12 protein-coding genes are annotated in these 23,259 nt (G+C 54.6%); 6 read left to right on the top strand and 6 right to left on the bottom strand.

The window, feature by feature from the left end; translation table 11 throughout:
• Positions 1-2,150 (top strand): Ig-like domain-containing protein (locus tag OSC10802_RS44215; protein ID WP_017716772.1); only part of this gene is annotated, 2,150 nt, incomplete at its 5' end.
• 554 nt (positions 2,151-2,704) lie between these two features.
• Here the strand turns inward: OSC10802_RS44215 and OSC10802_RS0110730 are convergent.
• From OSC10802_RS0110730 to OSC10802_RS0110720, 3 genes are all read right to left on the bottom strand, one after another.
• Entirely contained in the window at positions 2,705-3,028 is a 324-nt protein-coding gene (locus OSC10802_RS0110730; protein WP_026098366.1) for a DUF5615 family PIN-like protein, read from the bottom strand.
• A 21-nt stretch (positions 3,029-3,049) separates the two neighbouring features.
• Positions 3,050-3,421 carry a DUF433 domain-containing protein gene (locus OSC10802_RS0110725; RefSeq protein WP_445727642.1) on the bottom strand — a complete coding sequence of 124 codons (372 nt, stop codon included), beginning with the start codon at positions 3,419-3,421 and terminating at the stop codon, positions 3,050-3,052.
• Positions 3,422-3,570: 149 nt separating this feature from the next.
• A complete protein-coding gene (locus OSC10802_RS0110720) occupies positions 3,571-6,006 on the bottom strand; it encodes a hybrid sensor histidine kinase/response regulator (protein WP_026098365.1) in 2,436 nt (811 codons plus the stop codon).
• Positions 6,007-6,362: 356 nt separating this feature from the next.
• On the opposite strand from OSC10802_RS0110720, the gene cobN reads away from it, so the two are divergent.
• The 3 genes from cobN (at position 6,363) to rpoD (ending at position 12,484) form a co-directional block, all read left to right on the top strand.
• Positions 6,363-10,229, top strand: a complete 3,867-nt coding sequence (cobN, locus tag OSC10802_RS0110710; protein WP_017716767.1) for a cobaltochelatase subunit CobN — start codon at positions 6,363-6,365, stop codon at positions 10,227-10,229.
• An 834-nt stretch (positions 10,230-11,063) separates the two neighbouring features.
• Positions 11,064-11,237 carry a hypothetical protein gene (locus tag OSC10802_RS49445; RefSeq protein WP_155967551.1) on the top strand — a complete coding sequence of 58 codons (174 nt, stop codon included), beginning with the start codon at positions 11,064-11,066 and terminating at the stop codon, positions 11,235-11,237.
• A 59-nt stretch (positions 11,238-11,296) separates the two neighbouring features.
• Positions 11,297-12,484, top strand: a complete 1,188-nt coding sequence (rpoD, locus tag OSC10802_RS0110700; protein ID WP_017716765.1) for an RNA polymerase sigma factor RpoD — start codon at positions 11,297-11,299, stop codon at positions 12,482-12,484.
• Between the two features lie 208 nt (positions 12,485-12,692).
• Here the strand turns inward: rpoD and OSC10802_RS39575 are convergent, their stop codons facing one another.
• The 3 genes from OSC10802_RS39575 to OSC10802_RS0110670 all read right to left on the bottom strand — a co-directional run bounded on the left by OSC10802_RS39575 (position 12,693) and on the right by OSC10802_RS0110670 (position 19,939).
• Positions 12,693-15,614, bottom strand: a complete 2,922-nt coding sequence (locus OSC10802_RS39575; protein ID WP_017716764.1) for an EAL domain-containing protein — start codon at positions 15,612-15,614, stop codon at positions 12,693-12,695.
• An 842-nt stretch (positions 15,615-16,456) separates the two neighbouring features.
• Positions 16,457-18,049: an ATP-binding protein gene (locus tag OSC10802_RS39570; RefSeq protein ID WP_017716762.1), complete on the bottom strand. Its 1,593-nt coding sequence runs from the start codon at positions 18,047-18,049 to the stop codon at positions 16,457-16,459.
• Positions 18,050-18,478: 429 nt separating this feature from the next.
• Positions 18,479-19,939 carry an ATP-binding protein gene (locus tag OSC10802_RS0110670; protein WP_017716760.1) on the bottom strand — a complete coding sequence of 487 codons (1,461 nt, stop codon included), beginning with the start codon at positions 19,937-19,939 and terminating at the stop codon, positions 18,479-18,481.
• A 670-nt stretch (positions 19,940-20,609) separates the two neighbouring features.
• On the opposite strand from OSC10802_RS0110670, the gene OSC10802_RS0110660 reads away from it, so the two are divergent.
• Complete coding sequence (locus OSC10802_RS0110660; RefSeq protein ID WP_026098363.1) at positions 20,610-20,840, top strand: DUF7219 family protein; 231 nt, start codon at positions 20,610-20,612, stop codon at positions 20,838-20,840.
• Positions 20,841-21,446: 606 nt separating this feature from the next.
• Positions 21,447-23,105, top strand: a complete 1,659-nt coding sequence (locus tag OSC10802_RS0110650; protein WP_017716756.1) for a gamma-glutamyltransferase family protein — start codon at positions 21,447-21,449, stop codon at positions 23,103-23,105.
• Positions 23,106-23,259 lie beyond the last annotated feature (154 nt).

The following is a 23,259-nucleotide window of genomic DNA, read 5'->3' as shown; positions in this document are numbered from 1 at the left end:
ATGGTTATAGCAGTGCTACCGGTTCGATTCAACTGAATATTGCCGACACAACCGCACCCACAGCCAGCAGTTTCACCCCCACCGATAATGCCACAGGGGTGGCGGTAGGCGCTAACCTAGTCGTCAACTTCAGCGAAGCCATTCAAAAAGGCACCGGCAATATCGTGCTCAAGAAACTGTCTGACAAATCAGTGGTGGAAACCATTGCTGTCACTGGCAGTAATGTCACCGTCAGTGGGAGTCAACTCACGATTAACCCCACGGCAGATTTGGCCCAAAACACAGATTACTACGTTGAAATTGCCAACGGTGCGATTAAGGATATTGCTGGCAACAACTTCGCAGGTGTTACCGGAAATAGCACTTGGAATTTCAAAACAGCAGGTGTTTTGAATGATAATTTTGCCAACCGGATTGTGCTAAGTGGCCCAACTTTCAGTACAACCGGCTCAAATGTGGGAGCCACAGGAGAAGTAGGTGAACCCAGCCAAAGTGGCACAACGAACTCGGCTTGGTGGTCTTGGACTGCACCCAGTAGCGGCACTTTTGTGATAGACACAGGGGGGAGTAATTTTGATACTTACTTGTCCGTTTTCACCGGAGCGGCGGTTAATACCCTAAATCCGATTGCCTCTGATGATGATGGCGGGGGGAATTTGACTAGCCGTATCAGCCTTAATGCGACAGCCGGAACGACCTATCAAATTGCTGTAGATGGTTATAGCAGTGCTACCGGTTCGATTCAACTGAATATTGCCGACACAACCGCACCCACAGCCAGCAGTTTCACCCCCACCGATAATGCCACAGGGGTGGCGGTAGGCGCTAACCTAGTTGTCAACTTCAGCGAAGCGGTACAAAAAGGCACCGGCAATATCGTGCTCAAGAAACTGTCTGACAACTCGGTGGTGGAAACCATCGCTGTCACTGGCAGTAATGTTACCGTCAGTGGGAGTCAACTCACGATTAACCCCACGGCAGATTTGGCCCAAAACACAGATTACTACGTTGAAATTGCCAACGGTGCGATTAAGGATATTGCTGGCAACAACTTCGCAGGTGTTACCGGAAATAGCACTTGGAATTTCAAAACTCAGGGAACCGCTCCTATTAATGGTACTGCTGGCAATGAGAACTTAACCGGAACTGCCAATGCAGATGTCATCTATGGATTAGCCGGCAACGACACCCTCAGTGGACTAGCTGGAAACGACACCCTGGATGGTGGCGATGATAACGATCTTTTAGATGGAGGACTCGGAAACGACACCCTCATTGGCGGATGGGGAAACGATACATACGTTGTCGATAGTGTCGGAGATATCGTCACCGAACTCGCAGCTCAAGGAAACGACTTGGTGCAATCTGCCATCACCTATACCTTGACTGCTAACGTCGAAAACCTCACCTTAACCGGCACCGCTGCTATTAACGGCACCGGCAACGCGCTGAACAACAGCATTATTGGCAATACTGCCAACAATACGCTCAACGGGGATGCAGGAAACGACATCCTCACAGGTGGTGCCGGTGACGACGTTTATCTGGTAGACAGCGCTGGTGATGTGGTGACGGAAAACTTGAATGAAGGCACCGACACGGTGCAATCCACCGTCACCACGACATTGGCAGCTAACGTAGAAAATCTCACCCTCACCGGCACCGCTGCTATTAACGGCACCGGCAACACGCTCAACAATCAGCTAACCGGCAATACTGCCAACAACAGCCTCAGTGGCGGCGATGGCAATGACACCCTCACAGGTGGTGCCGGTGATGACACCCTGACGGGCGGTTTGGGGAGCGACCGCTTCGTTTATGATACGGGTGCTGCCTTTGTTGCAGCAAGTGTGGGGATAGATTTCATCAGTAACTTTGTGGCTTATCAGGGAGATAAAATTGTCCTTGACAAGACAACTTTCACTGCCATCAGCGCGGCGGCAGGGGGTAGCTTAGGTACTGAATTTGCGGTTGTTGGCAGTAACGATGCTGCTGCCATTTCTGCTGCAGATATCGTCTACAATTCGGCGAACGGGCAGTTGTTCTACAATCAGAATGGCACGGCTGCCGGTTGGGGCACCGGCGCTCAATTTGCCACCCTAAGTTCCGGCACATCTCTTTCCGCCTCCGACTTCCTGATTCAGGCGTAGTTCTCAATAGAATTTGGCGCTGTTCATAGGGCAGCGCTTCGGGGCAATCCTGTTGGGGGGTTGCCCCTTATTTTTTGAACCGCCAACACCTGAGCTTCGCCAAGAAAGTGGGGGAGAGGGTGGCGTGTGATTTATAGCAATAGCCAAATTGGTTAGGACATTATACATTGAGGCACGGCGTACCCTGCGGGAAGCCGCTCCGCGTCTATAGCGTGGATCGGCGCATGCGCTCTTGATCGCGGCGCAAGCGCCTACAGCCGCACTCCCACCCTACGGATATATCTCGTAGTCCTGGCATCTTGCCTGTCCCAATATCCGTAGGAGCGAGTGAGATGCCTTGTCCTAAACTAACTGTTTATTGCTATAACAGTCCAAGCATACGCCCCCCGATTTTAACCCAAAACCGGCATAATGAATACCGATGCAATCATGAATCCTAATGGTAGGCTCTCCCTTAATCTACACCGGCACTCGCGGTGCCGGCACGACCTTAGGAACCAGGCCAACTAGCCAGAGGTCTAACCCCCCGTTAATTCGCCAACAGCTTCTTAAAATCACAGATATTCAAGTCGTCCCTGCATTTCTTCCGGTTCGAGAACTTCCCAAATTAGAATCAAGCCTCGAATAATTTCCCCAGTTGAGCGACTTTCTTTGATGCAGTAAGCAATTCCAGCATGATTAGCCCCAGCCTGATGCAGCCGCAGAAAGTCATCATCCTGAGTAAAAATTACTCGCTTCTGAGACAGCGCAAATTCTAGTTGCACCTCATCTGATGCCGCGATTAGTCCGGCTTCTGACGTAGCTGTCACATCAACGCCCCGCCGGCGCAAGCCATCCGCTACAGCACTGTTCACGTTTTCATCGAGATGGAATCTAATCGTTCTTCATCGAGATGGAATCTAATCGTTCTTGACATGGCGACTTTTTAGCTTTTGCTGAACGAGAGAAGGATTTTTCTCCTGCATTTCTCTGCCAAACGCTTCCCCCTCTGCAATCTGTCGCCTGATTTCTTCCATGTGATCGTGATAATACGCCAAAGCAGCGTACACATCAGCTAGAGTGATAGTTGGGTATTGGAACACAATCTCGTCTGGACTCAGGCCCATCCGTTCGTGCCAAATGACAATATCTTCCACTCGAATCCGATGGCCCGCAATGCGCGGTTTCCCGCCACACACGCCGGGAGTGATTTCAATGTGTTCCTGAATGACTGGCTCTACAGACATCGCTAATTGTTTCGACTGACTCAACTCTTTTATCAATCTTATCACAAAAAACACTCTCTGGGTGTTTTCCCTCAAAGGGGAACGCACCCTACTTCTTCCCCCCCTCCCCGTGAACGGGGAGGGGGTTGGGGGGTGAGGTTCTTCATCCCACTTTCTGTGCAACGCCTTATATCTACCGGCTTACCTATCCCCCCTCAAATTTCCCAACCGGCCCTCCTCGCCGCAGAACTCACCCCTGCCGGCTGATCGCTTCCCGCCGCAGTCAGCTGCGTGATTTTTTGCAACAGGAACGCCGGCTCAACCGGCTTGAGCAAAAAATCGTCCGCCCCCTGCCCTCCCGCTTCCACCTCATGGGGCATTTTTACTGTCAAACCCAGAACTTTCAACTCTTGCCCAGCCGGCGACTGGCGCAGATCGCTGATAATTTCACTCCCGTCCATACCCGGCAATTCCATATCCACAATCACCGCCTTAGGCTGCAACAGCTCAATTTGTTCAATCGCCGTAGAACCCTCAATCTGCCACACCACCTGATATCCCGCCGCCGTCAGGATATCGCATATCATCGTCGCCATCTCTTCATCGTCTTCAATCAGCACAATACCCCCTTGAAGACGAGCCGAACTCAAGGACGGCGCTTCCGCTGCCAGAGCGGGCACAGCCGGCGACAGTGGCTGCGCCGGCAGCCAGACTGTAAACGTCGAGCCCTCACCCACTGACGATTCTACTTCAATCCAGCCCCCGTGCAGCTCTACCAGCTGCTTCGTCAGCGCCAAACCCAAGCCGGTGCCGCCATATTTTCGGTGGTGCGAGCTATCGAGCTGCTGGAATTTCTCAAACAGCAGTGGTAGCTGGTTTTCTGGAATCCCAATGCCGGTGTCCTCTACCTGAAATAGGGCAGCACGTCCCTCCACCCAAACCCGCAGCGTCACCTGTCCGCCAGCGTGAGTAAATTTTACCGCATTGCTCAACAGATTGTAAACAATTTGTTTTATCCGCCTGTAGTCTGCGGCAAACCTGTCCCGCGGCGGATCGACTTTTAAATCCATTTCCAGTTCCACCCCACCGGCTCGGGCTTTATCCTGAAGTTCTTGCAAGCTTTGACCTGCCAGTTGGCGCAGGGAAAACTCACTGACATTCAACACCGTCTTCCCCGCCTCCACCTGAGACAAGTCGAGGATATCATTAATTAGCTCCAGCAGGTGTTCCCCGCTGTCGTGAATAGTTTGCAGGTAATTCCGCTGCTTCTGATTCAGCTGGCCCAAAGACCAGCGCAACAGGGTCGCCGACATGCCAATCACGCAGGTGAGCGGAGTGCGCAACTCGTGGCTCATCGTCGAGAGGAACTCACTCTTAGCGCGGCTGGCGGCTTGAGCCGCAATCAGCGCGTCTTGCAGCGCTTGCGTGCGCTCCACCACCCGCTGTTCCAGGGTTTGTTTCTGCTCCTGCAACTCAGCATAAAGCTGGGCTTGGTGAATCGCCACCGCCAAGTGCTCAGCAATCTCCTTGAGAAAATTTTTCTCACTCTCGCTCCACCGGCGCGGCTCTTCGCACTGCTGGGCAATCAGCAACCCCCACAGCTCGTCACCCACAACAATCGGCGCTACCAGCTTAGCTCGCACCCGCGCCCGTCGCATTAAGTCCAAAAAGCACGGCGAGAAACCATAGGCGATTTCCGTATCTTCTATCGCTTGGGTGAACCCCTTGCGATATTTCTTGCGCAAGTTGAGAGCGCTGACAAAGCAGCGCTCCCCTTCCGTCCAGTTAACTACCGTTGATATCGCATCCGATGACCGGGCTTCGTAGGTAATGCGACCCCAGTTCCGCTCAGCACTAAATGCGCCAGACTGAGCCGGTTCAGGGCGCAGAGGACTCACGGCAGAGGGATTCTTAACTCTCTCGCGCTCCACAGCCACGCCGGAACGGCTCCCCTGAGTCTCCTCCTCGGCGGGAAGGACATAAAATTGATAGATCGCCAGCCGGTCTACCTGCAGCAAACGCTGCACCCGATCGACCGCAGTGGACAAAATCACCGGCAGCTCCAGACTCTGGCGGATCTGGCTTGTCACCTGATTCAGGAGCCGCTCCTGTTCAATCTGCAGGCGCAGGGCGTCTTCCACCGGCTGGCACACGGAAACATACGGGTACACCAGCTCCGCTGCGGGAAACTCTGGTTCACAGGGAGCGAGAATCTCCAGCAACTGCAGCGCCAGCTCACTCGGCATCCGCCCATCGCTGGCGCTCAGGATGCCTTCCGCTTGCTCTACCAGACTGGTCGCAGTGGGACTGGAGTGCGGAAAGCTGGCCAGCTGCGACAGGAAGCTGGCGATCTCCTCCCGGTCAAACGTTAGCTCCACCTCATAGAGCGCCTCGTTTGCCATAAGCCACCCTCCCTGCTGTGCGGGTGTGCGCGGTTTGCCCCTCACCAGCCCGCTAAACCGCCCGGACACCACCAGCGCGAACCGTTCCGCCTGCGGCTCCGGGGCCAGTCCCACAGGGCCAAGTATATTTTCTGCGATCGCTACTGCCCCTTCCCCTGAGCTTTTTGCCGCCTGCTGCAGCAGCAGTTCGCGCAGCCGGTCGAAGCTCTCCACAGGCAAGGTTCGGCGGAAAAATTGAAAACTAGGCATTGGAGCCGGTTTGTTTGCAGCAAGCATGACAGTTGACAGGGGAAAGCCTTTCCTGAAACTCGAGCGACAGGCAGTAACCGGCTCAATCGGAGTTTCCAGTTACGCGGGCCTAATCGCTCGCAACAGAGCCCGGAACAGCTCTCTGGTTTCTCTGGTGTTCGAGCGCCGGTGCGCTTTTCGTTTTTTCAGGCACTTATTCTGTTATAGTAATCTGCGCAGGCAGTTGTTTTTACGCGGATCAGCTAAAATTATTCTTTTATTTTTTTTAGCCGCGCTCAAAGAGGACGGGCACAATCTGGGGACTGGGGCCAAAGGCCCAAGCTGCTGAATCTCTAACGCCACACGAAAGGAACGTCATGCACCGAATCGCCGCCACTCCAGGAGGTTGGGACCCCCAAACCGAAGGCGTCATCTTCATCGACCAGACACCGGCACCCATCGTCTTTCTCACCGCTGCAGACACCGAGATTCTTTCCCTGGCTCGCGCCGTCTCCCAGCTGCCAGAGGGATTCCCCGCCCTGCGGGTGGCCAACCTCCTCCACTTGCAGCAACAGCTCAGTATCGACACCTATGCCGAGCGCGTACTGCAGCCGGCACGCGCCATTGTCCTGCGCCTCCTCGGCGGGCGCTCCTACTGGCCTTACGGACTGGAAGTCGTGCGCGAAACCGCACAGCGCACCGGCGCGGCGCTGATTGTCCTCCCCGGAGACGACCGCCCCGACCCTGATTTAATCAGCCACTCCACCGTTCCCCTCTCCACCGTCAACCAGCTGTGGCGCTACTTCACCTTTGGCGGTGTCGAAAATACCCTCAACGCCCTGCAATTCCTCGCCCGCGCCTGTCTGGGACACCAATACAACCCACCGGCACCCCAAGAAGTTCCTGCCGCCGGCCTTTACCCTCTCCCCCCTCAGGCATCACCCGCCCCCGACACCCTTTCCCCCACCCCCAAAGTCGGCATCCTCTTCTACCGCGCCCACTACCTCGCCGGCAACACCGCCCCCATCGACGCCCTCTGTCAAGCCCTAACCCACCGGCACCTGCAACCCGTGCCAGTTTTTCTTTCCTCCCTGCGCGACTCCGACGTGCGAGAGGAACTGCTGGAATATTTCCAGCCAAAAAACAGCCCCGCTATCGAGCTTGTCCTCAATACCACAAGTTTTGCCATAAGTCAACCCTCAACCGGCGATTCCACCCAAAATCCCAAACCCCCAATCCCAAAATTAGACGTGCCTTGGCTGCAGGTGATTTTCAGCAGCAGCACAGCACAGCAGTGGGAATCCGGATTCCAAGGGCTTTCGCCGCGAGATGTGGCCATGAATGTGGCCCTGCCAGAAGTGGACGGGCGAATTATTAGCCGCGCCGTTTCTTTTAAAGCCGCGCAAAACCGGCACCCCCTGCTGGAAACAGAGGTGGCAGTCTATGAGCCGGTGCCCTCTCGCATCGAATTTGTCGCCGATTTGGCCGCGAACTGGGTGCGCTTGCGCCGGACACCCCCCAAAGACCGCCGCATCGCCCTGATTTTGGCCAACTACCCCAGCCGCAACGGGCGTCTGGCCAATGGCGTGGGTCTGGACACACCGGCCAGCTGTGTGGGAATTCTCAAGGCGCTGCAGCACGCTGGGTATCGCGTTGAAAACCCGCCGGCAACGGGGGATGAGTTAATCGCCCGACTGACTGCAGGGGTGACGAACGATCCAGAAAGCTGCTGGCGGGGAGTTCGCCACCGGCTGTCTGTTGAGGAGTACGGGGAATATTTCGCTTCGCTGCCGGTGGAAGTCCAGAAAGGGATTGGTGAGCGCTGGGGGGTTTTTGGGGAAGGCACAGGCGAGACGCCTGTGCTACGTCAGGAAAAAGAGAACGAAGATCTGACTATTTCGGGGATTGAGTTGGGGAATGTGTTTGTGGGGATTCAACCGGCACGGGGTTATGAGGTTGACCCGTCTTTGAATTATCACGCCCCTGATTTGGAGCCCCCTCACAATTATTTGGCGTTTTATTACTGGCTGCGGCAGCACTTTGGGGCGCAGGCGATATTGCATGTGGGGAAACACGGGAATCTGGAATGGTTGCCGGGGAAGAGTGTGGCGCTGTCTGAGTGCTGCTATCCGGAAGTGGCCCTGGGCCCGCTGCCGCACCTGTATCCTTTTATTGTCAATGACCCGGGAGAAGGCTCTCAAGCTAAACGGCGAGCGCAGGCGGTAATTGTAGACCATTTGACGCCGCCGATGACCCGCGCTGAGCTTTATGGCCCTTTGCAGCAGCTGGAAAGTCTGGTTGATGAGTTTTATGAGGCGGAGAGTTTAGACCCCAAGCGGCTGCCGGCGATTCGGGAGCGCATCGCAGAGCTGGTTTTGCGAGAAAATTTGCACGAGGATTTGGGAATACAAACGGAGGAACTCCACAATCCAAAATCCACAATCCAAAATCAAATAGATGGCTATCTGTGCGAGTTAAAAGAAGCGCAGATTAGAGACGGGTTGCACATTTTTGGGCGCTGTCCAGAAGGGCGGCAGCTGCGGGATTTGATTGTGGCTGTCGCCCGCCATCCGGGTGCCGGTCGTCTGGGGCTAACCCGCGCTTTGGCAAAGGATTGGGGGCTGGAGTTTGACCCGCTGACAGCTGACCCGTCCCAACCGATTTTAGATTTTCGATTTTCGATGTTAGATTCAATCCAAAATCCAAAATCCACAATCCAAAAGCCAAAGATTGTAGGTGATATAATAGAACTCCTAGAGCTTCATGCAGCTGAATTGGTAGAACGCCTAATCCAAAATCCAAAATCCAAAATCCAAAATCCAGAAGCAACCCAGCGGGAGTTGGAGTGGGTGCGCGACAGGCTGCTACCGGCACTGCAGCAAACGGAGGGGGAGATCGCTCAGTTGCTGCGCGGGTTGGATGGCTGTTTTGTGCCCAGCGGACCCGCCGGCGCACCGACGCGGGGACGCCCAGAGGTGTTGCCCACGGGGCGCAATTTTTACTCGGTGGACATCCGCGCTGTGCCTACGGAAACGGCGTGGGATGTGGGGCGCAAGGCGGCGGAGGCGCTGGTTGAGCGCTACGCGCAGGAAAATGGGGAGTTTCCAAAAAGGCTGGGGCTGTCGGTTTGGGGGACTTCTGCGATGCGCACCGGCGGGGATGATATCGCAGAGGCGCTGGCGCTGCTGGGGGTGAGGCCGGTTTGGGATGGCCCTTCGCGGCGGGTGGTGGACTTTGAAATCCTGCCGGTGCCGGTGTTGGGGCGTCCGAGGGTGGATGTGACGTTGAGGATTTCTGGGTTTTTTCGGGATGCGTTTCCCAATTTGATTGATTTGTTTGACGCTGCGGTGGCGGCAGTTGCCGGTTTGGATGAGCCGGCGGAGCAAAATCCTCTGGCAGCGGCGGTTAGGGAGGAGGCGCAGCTGTGGCGAGATGCCGGTTTGGACGAGATGGGGGCGCAGTTGCGAGCCCGATACCGGATTTTTGGCTCTAAACCGGGGGCTTACGGTGCCGGTTTGCAAGGTTTAATTGAGGCGCAAAACTGGACGGATGACGGAGATTTAGCCCGCGCTTATATTAACTGGAGTAGCTACGCTTACACTGCCTCTCACCCCTCTCCCTCGATGGCGAACGGTGCGGGGGTGAGGGTGGGAGGGGGCGTTGCCGCCCCGGAAGCTTTTGAGCTGCGTCTGAAGGGGATGCAAATTGTGCTGCACAATCAGGACAACCGGGAGCATGACTTGCTGGATTCGGATGATTATTACCAGTTCCAAGGGGGGTTGACTGTGGCTGTGCGGGCGATAGCTGGGAAGAACCCCCACACCTATTTCGGGGATAATTCGATGCCGGAAAACCCGAAGGTGCGCCGGTTGCAGGAGGAAATTGCCCGGGTGTACCGCTCGCGGGTGGTGAATCCCAAGTGGATTGCTGGGGTGATGCGCCACGGTTACAAGGGCGCTTTTGAGATGGCGGCGACGGTGGATTATTTATTTGCCTATGATGCTACGGCTCGCTGTGTGGGAGATTTTATGTATGAGGGGGTGGCGAAGGCGTATTTGTTGGAGCCGGCTGTGCGGGAGTTCATCGAGCAGAAGAATCCGTGGGCGCTGCGGGATATGGCGGAACGGTTGCTGGAGGCGCACCAGCGGGGTTTGTGGCAGTCTGCCGGTGTGGGAATGGTCGAGGAGTTGCGCTTGCTGGTTAATCACGCAGAGGGTATAATTGAATCTGCCGCCGGTCTTTAATAGAGGAACTTCACAGGCATCCTCGTTCCCAGCCTGAGGCTGGGAACGCCTATTTGGAGGAGATGCCTCTCTTTTTGCTAGTTTCCAGGCGATTATAAAGAAACTGTTGGCGAATTAATGGGGGTTATACCCACGGTTGCGGAATATCGCGCTTATTCGAGGACACAAAGGAATGGAAGCTTGTAGGGGCGGGTTCACCCACAACCTGTGCCACACAGCCCGCAAGGCATAAAAACCCGCCCCGGCACATCCCTAACCCCTCGCGTGGGAAGCCAACAGTCTCTTATAAATCGCGGCTATAGAAACTTTCGCCCGCCTGCGCGGGCGTTTGAGAAGAGCGAGACTCTCAAAATCTGTGCGGGTTTTTTTCCTCTTTCCCAGGCTCTGCTGGGAACGAGGGGAAAGGAGGGTAATCTAGCAGTGCACAGTCAGTTTAGGAAACGCTTGATACGAATTATAGGCGTAGGGCAGGCGTTTCCTCCGTGCCCTCAATATTTCTGGGACAGGCGAGACGCCTGTCCTACGTCCTAACCTAAGTGCCTACTGCTATATCATGTCCGGTGGCACCGTTGCTGTCCCCTGTGCCGGGGCGGGTTTATTCATATTCTGGTCTGTGCCAGAAATATCTTGGCAGAACCCGCTCCTACAAAGCTATGTATACAAAACCGATGCAAGCGGACATGATATAATTCCCTATTTACAGATTTTGCATTTTGTGGTAAATGACGGCTATTCACCGACTGACTGCAGCCGTTAAGCGCCAGTTGCGTTTTGGGAGTATCGCCAGAGCACCCCGTTATGGTAAGATGGGGAGTAGTGCGGAGGGAAGGTGCTATGGCAACTAATCCACGTCAGCCAAGCGATGAGGTAGAATGCCGGGTGGCGGCGCTTTCAGAAAAGCTGAAGTATGGACAAGCCAGTTTGAAGTCAGTAATTGAGAGTTTGAAGAATGAGCCAGAAGGGGTGCTGCAGGCTGCCTATTGGCTATTTCACGGAGATAACCCCTAGTCGGTCAATTCTTACAGCCCAGGTTGGCTCTATAGGAGAAATAATTTTCTGGTACCGGCATGACCCAGGCTAACAAAACACTCGAAACTCTCGATCCGACTGCGCTGGATATCCTCCAGAGCGAGATTGATTTAGACCGATTAATCGAAGCTACAGAAAGGGAGCTGAGCCACTCCAGCTACAGAGACGCACTTCTGGACATTCCGCCTGATGAGGAGGACAGCCAGTATGGAAAGGGTGGCTCCAGCCGTCGCAAAGCCCAGGCTAGGAAGAAGCACGATACTGAAGACACTATTGGCCTGTACTTGCAAGAAATAGGCCGGATTCGGCTGCTTCGCGCTGACGAAGAGATTGAACTGGGGCGGAAAATTGCCGATTTGCTGGAATTAGAGCGCGTGCGAGAGCAACTGTGCAGCGAGCTAGAGCGCTCTCCCAAGGATGCGGAGTGGGCTGACGCTGTTGGGATGCCCCTGCCGGCATTTCGCCAGCGCCTCCAGCAAGGCCGGCAGGCTAAGGACAAGATGGTGCAGTCCAACCTGCGGCTGGTAGTTTCGATTGCTAGGAAATACATCTATCGCGGTCTGTCGTTCCAAGACCTAATTCAGGAGGGCAGTCTGGGTCTGATCCGCGCGGCTGAGAAGTTTGACCACGAGAAAGGCTATAAGTTTTCCACCTACGCGACTTGGTGGATTCGTCAGGCGATTACTCGCGGCATCGCCAATCGGTCCCGCACTATCCGCCTCCCCGTTCGCCTTTACGAAACCATCTTCCGGATCAAGAAAACGACCAAACTCCTGTCTCAAGAAATGGGCCGCAAGCCCACGGAAGACGAAATCGCCGACCGCATGGAAATGTCCATCAAGAAGCTGCGGTTTATCACTAAATCCGCTCAGCTGCCCATATCTCTGGAAACTCCCATCTGGCTAGAAGAAGAAAAAGACTCCGGACTGAAGTATTTTGTCAGACTGGGGGATTTTATTGAGTCGGATGAGGAGACTCCCGAAGAGTGCGTCACCAAAAATCTGCTCCGGGAAGACTTGGAAAGCGCCCTTAACACCCTCAGACCCCGCGAGCGCAATGTCTTGAGCCGGCGCTACGGCCTCGATGACGGGCGCATGAAAAGCCTGGAGGAAATTGGGGAGATATTCAACATCACTTGCGATATCGTCCGCCAAATCGAGATTGAGGCGCTGCGGAAGTTGCGCCGTTTCAAGCGCAGCCTTATGCTTGAGGAATACATCCGCTAGTAGCGCTTGTGACTTAGGCTGAGGGGCTATAACGCAGGTGTTGTATTCTTGTGAAGCGGGAAGAAACTGACTTTCTTCAGGCGAGAAGGAAAGTAGCGCTCTCGCCGGGGAAGTAGCTTGAAAATTTTCTTTTTGAAAGTGAGGAGGCGGAGCCTGCAGGGGAGCGTTCCCAGGCTCTTCCTGGGAACGAGGAAAACGAGGAATTTTTTTAGTCCGCGTAGGCGGACTTCGTTTGTGTAGCCGCGATTTCAATCGCCGGGTAGCTCTCGGAGTTTTGCAGGACTTTCGCAGCCTCCGCCGCCGGCAGGGGCTGGCTGAACAAGTAACCCTGGATTTCCTCACATTCCAGCCCTCGCAAGCAGTCTAATTGCTCGTTGGTTTCCACCCCCTCTGCCACGACGCTCAGATTCAGCCTGCGCCCCAGGGCAATCACCGCAGTGGCGAGCGCGACATCGTAGGGATCTGCAGTCAGCTCGCACACCAAGGACCTGTCAATTTTCAGGGTGTGGAGGGGCAAGTTTTTCAGAGAGCTGAGGGAAGCGTAACCTGTGCCAAAATCATCCACGGTCAGGCGGACTCCCATGTTGTAAAAGTTCCTCAGAATTGTCCGGGTCGTGTCCGGATTCTGCAGGGCAGCCGGTTCAGAAATCTCTAGCTCTAAAAATTGCGGCTCCAGCCCGGTTTGCTCCAAAACTCGCGCCACCATTTCAACTAAGTTAGGTTGCTGGAACTGCCGGGGGGACAAGTTAACCGCCACCCGCAGGGGTGCCAGCCCCGCATCCTGCCACGCTTTATTTTGGGCGCAGGCTGCCTGCAACACCCATTCGCCGAGGGGTACAATCAGCCCGTTTTGCTCTGCCAGGGGCATAAATATTTGGGGAGAAACTACACCCTGTTCCGGGTGCATCCAGCGCACCAAAGCCTCTGTGCCGGTTATTTGCCAGGTGTTGATATTGACCTTGGGCTGGTAGTAGAGGGCAAATTCCCCCCGCTCTAGGGCGCGGTGCAGTCTATTTTCCAGAGTCAGCAACTCAGAGGCTCCCTCATTCATCGCGCCGGTGTAGAACTGACAGTTATTCCGCCCCCGCTCTTTAGCGCGATATAGCGCTGCATCGGCATTCTTGAGCAGGGTTTCGGCATCTTCGCCGTCACAGGGATAGAGGGCGATGCCAATGCTGCTGCTGGCATGCAGCGGGTGCTGTTCGATATGAAAGGTTGGCTTTAAGGCGGCTAAAATTCTGCCGGCGATGTTGGCGGCATCCTCTCTAGAGTTAATTTGAGGCAACAGCAGGGTGAATTCGTCGCCCCCCCAGCGAGCCACGGTGTCCACTTCCCTCAGACAGTTCATCAGTCGTGTGGCGACTTCTTGTAACAGCCGGTCGCCAACCGCATGCCCCAGGGTGTCGTTGATAGTTTTGAAGCGATCTAAATCCAGAAACATCACAGCCAGTTTGCCTTGGTTGCGGCGGGCGTTTGCCAGCGATACCGACAGCCGGTCGCTGAACAGCATCCGGTTGGGCAAGCCGGTCAGCTGGTCGTGAAAAGCCTGGTAGCGAATGATTTCTTCTGCCTGCTTGCGCTGAGTGATATCGCGAAAGCTCCACACTCTGCCGGCGATTTTTCCGCCTGTACGCTGGGGCTGGGAATAGCGCTCGAAGACTCTCCCATCCTTAAATTCAAGGATCTCGAAAGATTCTCCCTCGGGTTGCGCGTACAGCTGTCTGACTTTGGCGAGAAACGCTGAGGGGTGTTTTAGCTGCTCCAAAACAAACGCCAGCGCTTGGCTGTCATCCCGCGTGGCCATAACGGCGTCGGGAATCCGCCACATCTCTACAAATTTTTGGTTATACACCGCTATTTTTCCCTGTTGATTAATCACCAAAATGCCATCCGCACTGGCTTCTAGCGTCGCCCGCACCAGAGACAGGGATTGCGCGAGATCCTCTGCTGCCCGCAGCCGGTCGGTGATATCTTGCGCCACACAAACTATCCCCTTAACTTTGCCTTTAGAAGACCGCATGACTGAAGCTGAAAGCAGTACGGGGATTGTTCTGCCCGTTTTTGAAAGGTAGGCTGTCTCTATATTTTGAAATCCTTTTTCAAGTAACTTATCAAAGTTGGCCCCCTGCAGCCAAAGGTCTGCTTCGGGCCAAATCATCCTGAAGTGGCGTCCAAACAGCTCCCTCCTGCGATATCCCAACAGGTGAGAGGTGGCTTTGTTGGCAGACCGGATCTTGCCCGATGGCGTTACCACTATCAGGGTTTCTACCATACTCTCACAAACTTTGAGCAGATAGGAGGTAATGTGCTGCAAATACTCGGCCATGTTATTGAAAGCATCTGCTAGTGCGCCCAGCTCATCTTTTGTAGAAACTTTGATTCGGGTTTTCAGCTTGCCCTGGCCTATAGCCACAGCGGCATCTTTCAGCTGTCTGATGGGATTTGCTATGGCAAATGAGAGAGAGAAGCCAAGAGTCGTAGCTGTCAATAAAATGAATAAGCCGGCCAGCCGTATCATCCATTTAGCAGTGCCCATTATGTGCTTTGTTTCACTCTTTTGGATGGCTAATTCTTGCCGCACCTGGTAAAGAGCTTCTCCGACTGCTTCCTCAAAGATTTTTTTCGATTCTTCCAACTCCTTTTCTTTAGCCCGCACAGCAGCAAATTTGGAAACCCCTCGCTCTTTTAATTCGGCACTTTTGCTAGCTAAATCAACAACTTTTTCTCCAGAAACTATAATTTCATCTCTCTGGATTATCTGGCTCGTTTCTGCCAAAGAAAGCGCCTGATATCTTCTCAAAGCTTCCCGGTATTCTTTGAGGGCTGCCTGTAAACTTTCGTAGTCGGGGTCTGCCTCTCTGTCTTCTACTTGATAGCTGGCAAATTTTTGAGTGGGTTTGGAGGGGAAAGTTTCCGGTTGAATGAACTCGATTTCACGGCTAGACGCAACGACCGCGCTGACTGCAAACTTCAAGTCCTCAACCCCATCACGCAGCGGCAGGCTTTCATCGACCACTCGATGAAATACCCTGTGAGTTTTCTGGATTCCTTGAAGGCCAACCCATCCAACCCCTTGCGCCAGTAGGGCAACGGTTAAGTGCCCCAGAATAAGTTTTTCTTTGATTTTCATCTCGCTCTTCCCTCGATGGGCCAAAGGTTATCTTAAAATATTAGCTCAATAAAGGCGCTGCGAAATTTTAGTATTTCCCCCTCTGCCACCGGCGCGATGTAAAGTTATGTAACTTAACCGCTCAGTATTTTCCGTGACTCAGGCCAAATTTGCAGTGGCCTTTTTCAGGCCCGATAACTCCAGACTGAAAGAACCCCTCCATTGCGGCAATGTATACTGTCTAATATACCATCGGAATTGTGAAGGACTCGTGAAGAAGGCATGCGGAAGGGTGAGCGATGGACAGAGGTGTATTCACCTCAATTTTAGGGGTGCCTTCAGCTGCAAAATTTTAAAGTTTTAGTGAAGCTCTGGGCGCGCAATTTTAAGTTATTGAAAACTTGCCAAAATGGCTCACCGGCTGCCGGGATTTTAAAGTTTATCTTAAGATTTTTCCTGCGGGCAATACTTCAGGTCCTCAGAGTCAGTGTGGGGAACAGCCTGCCGGAGGCACCGTGTGGGAACAGCGCTGATGCTGACTGCCGCCCGCACCCGGCGGAAGTCCGGTACGGCGCTGGGCACGCCGGAGTTTATCAAACTGATATCAAATCCGCCGGCATGGCTGGCGAGCGCGGCAGGGACGGGGAGCGCGAAGAACCTTTGCAGGAGCGCAGATTGAGGGCAGAGCGAGCCCCCACACCGCTCAGTATACAATATCGATGCAACAGTAAAATATATCACCCTAGCGGATATTATCTCAGCTGACGCGCTCCGCAGGCCCTTGCCAGCTCCTGAATCTCTACGCCGCACCGGCGCTTGGCGCTCAGGCCATTCCAACAAGTCCTGACCCCTGTGAGGGGGATTCAGCGGTGGGGGGGGTTGGGGCGGAATCCAAATTGCCCAAAATCTGCGCCGGCACTCTCTGCACCGGCACTCTCTGCGCCGGCACTCTCTGCGCCGGCACTCTCTGCGCCGGCACTCTCTGCGCCGGCACTCTCTGCGCCGGCACTATCGAGGTGGCGCACCGGCAGCTCAATCCAGAACTCCGCACCCCCTCCCGGTTCGGACACGCACCAGATCGCCCCCCGATATTTCTGAACCACAGTCTGGTATCCCGTCACCAATCCCAACCCCGAGCCCTCTCCAACCGTTTTTGTGGCCAGCGACAGGTCAAATAACTGTTCTTTTACTTCTTCTGTCATCCCAGGGCCATTATCAGCAATTCGCACGGTGACGCAATCGGGACGCAACATTTCCGTGCGAATCCAAATCGTAGGGGACTGGGCCAGTCTCGCCGGGGATTGCTTCCCTTTCCCACTCCCGGTTCTCGGTGCCCGATTTCCCTTTTCCAAAGCCTCAATGGCATTGCTGAGGATATTCATAAAAACCTGGTTCAGCTCATCGCCGCAGCACTCCACCAGCGGCAGCGCTCCGAACTCTTTAATGACGTGAATCTCAGGACGCCCGGACTTACCTTTCAGGCGATTTTGCAACATTAATAGAGCGCTCTCAATGCCCGAATGAATATCCACCGGCTGAATGGGCGCTTCACTCAGCCGGAATAAATTCCGCCAAGTAAAAACAATCTCTCGAATCCGGCCCGCACCCTTTTTCATTGCCGACAGCATTTTGGGAAGTTGCTTAACCAGCAACTCAAACTCAATCACTTGAGTGCGAGATTGAATTTCGCCCGGGGGATTAGGATAGTGCTTCTGGTAGAGACGAAGCAGGTCAATGAGATCGAGGGCGTACTTGTGCGCTTGGATGAGGGTAGCGCAAACAAAGTTGATGGGATTGTTGAGATCCGAAGCCCCATTCGCGACGATCTGACCCACACCGGCCATTTTTTCTGCTAGCGCCAGTCGCATCTCTGTCTCCTGCAGTTGGCATAGGGCTTGCTCTAATTCTCCAGCTTTAGTTTGGGCGGCAATTTCAGCGCCGGCAGCTCGTTCGCGCAGTTCAGCCAGCTCAAGGGCGAGCGCCAGCTGTTCTGCTTCCTGCTGCTTCTGGTACTGGCTCACCACTGCATCCAAGCTTTCGAGCAATTGCGCTCCTCCAGCGCCAATAATGCAGCGCAAATGCGGGCAATCTGGCGTCAGATCCTCCTCGGGCTCTCTCGCCAGGGCTTTAACTTCAGCGATATAGCTGCGGACCTGTCTGTCCAGATATACAGGCGGCTCAAAGTACATCGCCCTGAGTGCCGGTGAGAGCTTCTCGGGCAGATTCATGCTGGCGTCACCACCAATCAGTCCGCTGTGCGACCTTTCCATCAGCTCGATGGCCTCCAGCAGCTCAGACCGCAATTTTTCTCGCTCAGCGCTGTCCGAGCTGCAAACAAGTCTTGCCGACAGCAGTGCTGTGCCGGCGAGCAGCATCCGCTGGCGGTTGCTGATGTTGACTGCTGCGGCGCTTATTGCCCCACTGTGGGTGATTTCATTTAGCTCGAAGTAGGTCATCACGGTGAGCCAAGCTAATCAATTTAAGTTTTAGGTTTAATTCTGCCTGTCCGCAAAGCCCGAGTCGCTCTATTCTGCTGCAGGGTGCTTTCCCTCCAGGGCTCACCCCAGTAATGGAGTGCGCGCACACGGGGATCGCACCCCATTTCTGCACTCCACCTCTGTGCGGGATTTTCGCCCTCTCGCTCCCCACTCAGGGAGGGAGTCCTGACTGGCCACACATCTCCCATCTAGCCTATAATTTTGCCCCCTACTTATCAAATGACAAAGTTTCTCTGAAACTGAATTTTTTGCCGGCAATTATTTTGATTTTATTCCCCCACTTTTCCGCTCCCGACATTTCTTAATATAAACTTAATTATAGCAGGAGGGTGCGTTCCCGCAAGGGATCGCCCCACTGGTGGAGTGCTTTCAGACGGGGAGCGCACCCTACTTCCTGAGCGGTAGCGGGTTGGACTGGCTTTCAGTGGCAGAGGCCGGCCTTGGGGAGTGGCGCACCGGCAGCTCAACCCAAAACTCCGTCCCCTGTCCCGGTTCCGACAGGCACTGGAGCGTCCCGCCATGTTTTTCCACCACGATCTGGTAGCTGATGGACAGCCCCAAGCCGGTGCCCTTGCCGGCGGGCTTAGTGGTGAAAAACGGGTCAAACAGTCGCGCCAAGACTTCCGGCTCCATTCCAGGGCCATTATCCCCAATCCGCACTGTAACAAAATCCGGGCGCAACACTTCGGTGCGGATGCGAATGGTGGGCGTGGGGCATCCTGGTGCCGGTGCCGCCATCCCCTCTTCCAGTGCGTCAATCGCATTCGCCAAAATATTCATAAACACCTGATTCACCTCACCGGCACAGCACTCCACATTCGGCAGATTGCCAAACTCTTTAACCACCTGAATGCCGGGACGACCGGCATGCGGTTTCAGGCGATTGCGCAAAATTAACAGCGTGTTCTCAATTCCCTCGTGAATGTCGATCCGGCTGATTTCCACATCGTTTGGGTGAGAGAAATTCCGCAGAGACAGCACAATCTGGCGAATGCGGTCCGCCCCCATTTTCATGGAAGACATCACCTTCGGCAGGTCTTCAATTACGAAATCCAGTTCTAGAGACTCTATCAACTCTTCAATCTCGCTCCCGGGGTCAGGATAGCGGTGCCGGTAGAGTTCCAGCAGCTCGATCAAATCGCCGACATAGTTGATAGCGTGGGAGAGGTTGCCATAGATAAACGTTACGGGATTGTTGATTTCGTGAGCCACACCCGCCAGGAGCTGGCCGAGGCTGGACATTTTTTCGCTCTGAATCAGAAGGCTCTGAGCCTCTTGCAAGTCGCGCAAAGCTTGCTGCAGCTCTAGGGCGCGAGCTCGGGCGGCGTCTGTGGCGGCACAGCTGAACTCTACGAGCACCTGCTGGTTCCTGTCGATCTGCTGCTGTTGGGCTTCGCTCTCTTTCTGGTACTGGCTCACCACTGCATTCAAAGCTGCGAGTAATTCCGTGGAAGCCGCACTGATAATGTACCCCAGATGGGGGTTATCTTTTGTCAGATCAGCATCCGCAGCGGCTGCTAGCGCTCTCACCTCCCGAATGTAGTCCCGCAGCTGCCGGTCTAAATTCAGGGGTGGCTCAAAGTACATCGCCTCGATCGCTTTTGAGGGGTTCCCCGGCAGATTCACACTCGGATCGCCCTCGATCAGCCCCTTGTGTGACTTTTCCATCAGAGCGATGGCCTCTAGCAACTCAGATCGCAGTTTTTCCCGCTCCGCTGCGCTCTGACTGCAGACCAGTCTTAAGCAGAAGAAAGCTGTCCGCTGGGACAGCATGCGCTGGCGTCCGCTGACATTCACAACGGCGGCATTAATTTCTCTGGCCATGCTGATTTCACTGAGGCTGTACATAGTATTTTGAAGTACGGCAACGTTCTCCCAACTGTCTCTTGGAAAAGCGTGAAAAATATTTTCAGCTTTCCGGTCAGATTGGGAGGAGCTGAAAAATCATTTGACTCACCGGGAAACTTTTCGTAAATATCTTTAAAGTTTGTAAGTTTCGGTGAGACGATTCAATCGGGCCTGAAATAATATCTTACCTCCTATTCTAAAAACTATCAGCCAGACGCGCTCAAGGTTTTGTATGCTTTTATACGGAAAGGTTATAAGTTTAAGGAAAGTTGAAAGAGAGCTTGGCAGCGCCCAGATGTAAAGAAACATTAAGAAATCACACATTTCCACTTTTTTGTGATATGGGAGAGCCAAAGGCAGCCGGCAGGAGGCGCTATTAGTTTAAGCGTTGAGCTTGCCGCGAGCAATCGCCCCAAGCGCCAGTACCTGCCGGCTTTCCTGAGGCCCAGTCGCCTGGGGACAGGGGACAGGCCCCGAGCCCCTGGCTCGCGCCCTAGTGTGACACGGATCGCACAGTTCTGTGATTCCGATCGCATGCAATCCCTGACGGAGATCGCGATATTTCCCAAAAATTGTCACAGTTGCTCCCAGACTGCCATCACCAAAACTCGCGAAATCTCAGGGCACACTAGGAATAGAAGTAGTATTGCTCCAGCAGGAGGGGATTATGATGGCAGGTCTGTCCGGTTTTCTCTATCCTCACAGCCGCTACTATGGCCAGGGGACGCCACAAAATATTGTTTTCAACGCCAATTTGCAGGAATTTGCCCAGGGGGTGTCCTACATAAGCTGTTTAGCCACCGGAGGGAAACTGTCTGTAGAGCAAGCCTACAAAGACATCGAAACACTCTGGGAGCAACTGGAAACCTCAAAACAGCAACTGGGACTGGATAAGTCTTAGTTGACTTGCGGGGAAAAAAATGCCCAGTCCTGCTGGGTGCCCTGCCGCCGGCACGCCCGATCGGGTCCACCTCAGGGAAGATTCGAGTTCGCGCCAGCCGGCATAAAGAAGAAACCCGCAACCGCCCGCCAGCTCAAAAAAATTCTTCAGGTTTTCCCCTCCACCGGCATCCTGTGGGTTGAGGGCGGAAAAAACTCTTAAAGAATTGCTGTAAGCTAAGAGAAAGAAAAAAGTGATTTTAGAGAGGCTGGGTGTTCAAATATAGCAGTATGCACTTAGGTTAGAACATTAGACCTTCAGGCTCGGCGGACGCCGTACATACGTCTATATAGCAGTAAGCATTTAGGAAACCTACATTCCGGCCTCCCTTGCTCCCCCGCTCCCGAAGCTTCTATTGTTCTAACCTATATGACTGCTGCTATATCTCAAACTTGTAGGGGCGCTGTTAGCGCCCCTACTGCTATTAGAGCGTTTTTCATACAAGTGAGATACGGAGAAACTCGGTTTCTTTAAGAAACCGGGTTTCTGGGACTTCACCCAACTGAAAACCGCGCGAAGAGCCCGTCAGCGATAAAATAATTAATCAACTAGATTTAATTGAAGGCAATGCATCTGGGAAACCTGAGTGACTACCCCTACCCCTCCGCCCGAAGAGTGATGATGGGCAGCCGGTGTGCCGTGGCGACGGGCCAGCCCCTGGCCACCCTTGCCGGCATGGAGATGTTCTGGGCGGGGGGGAACGCGGTCGATGCGGCGATAGCAATGGCCATTACCCTAACTGTCGTTGAGCCCACCGCCAACAGCACCGGCTCGGACGCCTTCGCCCTCGTCTGGGATGGCCAATTGCACGGACTGAATGCCTCAGGCAGGAGCTGCCAGAGCTTGACAGAAAAGCATTTTTATGGTAAAGAGAAAATCCCTTACTATGGCTGGCTGCCGGTGACGGTGCCGGGAGCGGTATCCGCTTGGCGGGCGCTGTGGGAGCGCTGGGGGCGTTTGCCGTTCGAGCACCTGTTCGCACCGGCAATCCGCTACGCCGAAGGGGGGTTTCCGGTGTCGCCGGTGGTGGCGCTTTCCTGGAAATCCGCCGAACAAATTTACTTGCCCCTCACCGGCACAGAATTCGAGCCATTCAAGCAGGTATTTTTCCCCAGGGGGCGAGCGCCGGCTGCCGGAGAAATCTGGCGCAGTGAGGCGCACGCGCAGACACTGCGAGAAATTGCCGCCACCGGCACCGAAAGTTTCTACAGCGGCAAACTAGCTGAGCGAATCGCCAACTTCGCATCCGCCACCGGCGGCTTTCTGGGCGCGGCGGACTTAGCCGCCCACCAAGCGGACTGGGTGACGCCCATCTCAACCGACTATCGCGGATTGACGGTTTGGGAAATGCCGCCCAACACCCAGGGATTGGCGGCGCTGATGGCGCTGAACATTCTGGAGGGGCTCGACTTGGGAGAATTGCGAGAAACCCGGTTTCTTGAAGAAACCCGGTTTCCGAAGCGGGAGTCAGCGGAAAGCTACCACCTGCAAATAGAAGCGATGAAACTGGCTTTTGCCGACGTGAGCCGGCACGCCGGCGATCCCTGCTGCATGGAGGTGCCGGTGGGGCAACTCCTAGATAAAGAATACGCCGCAACTCGCCGGCAGCTGATCGGAGAAAAAGCCCTTCCCCTAGCAGAGCCCGGATTGCCCAAAGGCGGCACCGTGTATATGGCTGCAGCGGACTCCGAGCTGATGGTGTCCTTCATTCAATCCAATTATATGGGATTCGGCAGCGGCATTCTCATCCCCGGCACCGGCATTGCCCTGCAAAATCGGGGTGCCGGTTTCACCCTGCAACCCGGACACCCGAACCAGTTCGCACCGGCAAAGCGCCCCTTCCACACGATTATTCCGGGGTTTCTCACCCAGGATGGGGAGCCGGTCGGGCCATTTGGCGTCATGGGCGGGCCAATGCAGCCCCAGGGGCACCTGCAAGTCGTGGTGAATATGGTGGATTATGGTATGAATCCCCAAGCTGCCCTCGATGCGCCCCGGTGGCAATTTGTCGCCGGCAATCAAGTCGTGCTGGAGCAGGCGGTGCCCGAGCCGGTGGTGCGGGAGCTGGCGAACCGGGGGCACGATATCTATATTGGCAATCTGCCGGCTGGCTCCACCGTCACCCAAACGGGGCAATTTGGTCGCGGGCAGATTATTGTGCGGCAAAATGGCGTATTCGTAGCAGCCTCAGAACCCCGTGGCGATGGGATGGCGCTGGCGTGGTGAGCCGAAGCGATCGATATCAAGTCGGGAATGAAAACATTGCACAATCTGGGGATGGGGCAGGCACGCTTTCCTGCCCCTACAGCGCGGAACGGGAACCCAAGTAAAATTTGAGATATCTAGTTTTTAAATGGCGGCGGCTTTCTATAGCAGTAGC

Source organism: Kamptonema formosum PCC 10802 (assembly GCF_000332335.1).
GTDB lineage: Bacteria > Cyanobacteriota > Cyanobacteriia > Cyanobacteriales > Oscillatoriaceae > Oscillatoria.
This window is presented reverse-complemented; position numbering and strand designations above follow the sequence as displayed.

Coding starts and splice junctions, on each gene's coding strand:
- OSC10802_RS0110660 (WP_026098363.1), top strand. CDS start 20,610: ATGGCAGGTCTGTCCGGTTTTCTCTATCCTCACAGCCGCTACTATGGC.
- OSC10802_RS0110670 (WP_017716760.1), bottom strand. CDS start 19,939: ATGTACAGCCTCAGTGAAATCAGCATGGCCAGAGAAATTAATGCCGCC.
- rpoD (WP_017716765.1), top strand. CDS start 11,297: ATGACCCAGGCTAACAAAACACTCGAAACTCTCGATCCGACTGCGCTG.
- OSC10802_RS39570 (WP_017716762.1), bottom strand. CDS start 18,049: ATGACCTACTTCGAGCTAAATGAAATCACCCACAGTGGGGCAATAAGC.
- OSC10802_RS49445 (WP_155967551.1), top strand. CDS start 11,064: ATGGCAACTAATCCACGTCAGCCAAGCGATGAGGTAGAATGCCGGGTG.
- OSC10802_RS39575 (WP_017716764.1), bottom strand. CDS start 15,614: ATGAAAATCAAAGAAAAACTTATTCTGGGGCACTTAACCGTTGCCCTA.
- OSC10802_RS0110720 (WP_026098365.1), bottom strand. CDS start 6,006: ATGCCTAGTTTTCAATTTTTCCGCCGAACCTTGCCTGTGGAGAGCTTC.
- OSC10802_RS0110650 (WP_017716756.1), top strand. CDS start 21,447: ATGCATCTGGGAAACCTGAGTGACTACCCCTACCCCTCCGCCCGAAGA.
- cobN (WP_017716767.1), top strand. CDS start 6,363: ATGCACCGAATCGCCGCCACTCCAGGAGGTTGGGACCCCCAAACCGAA.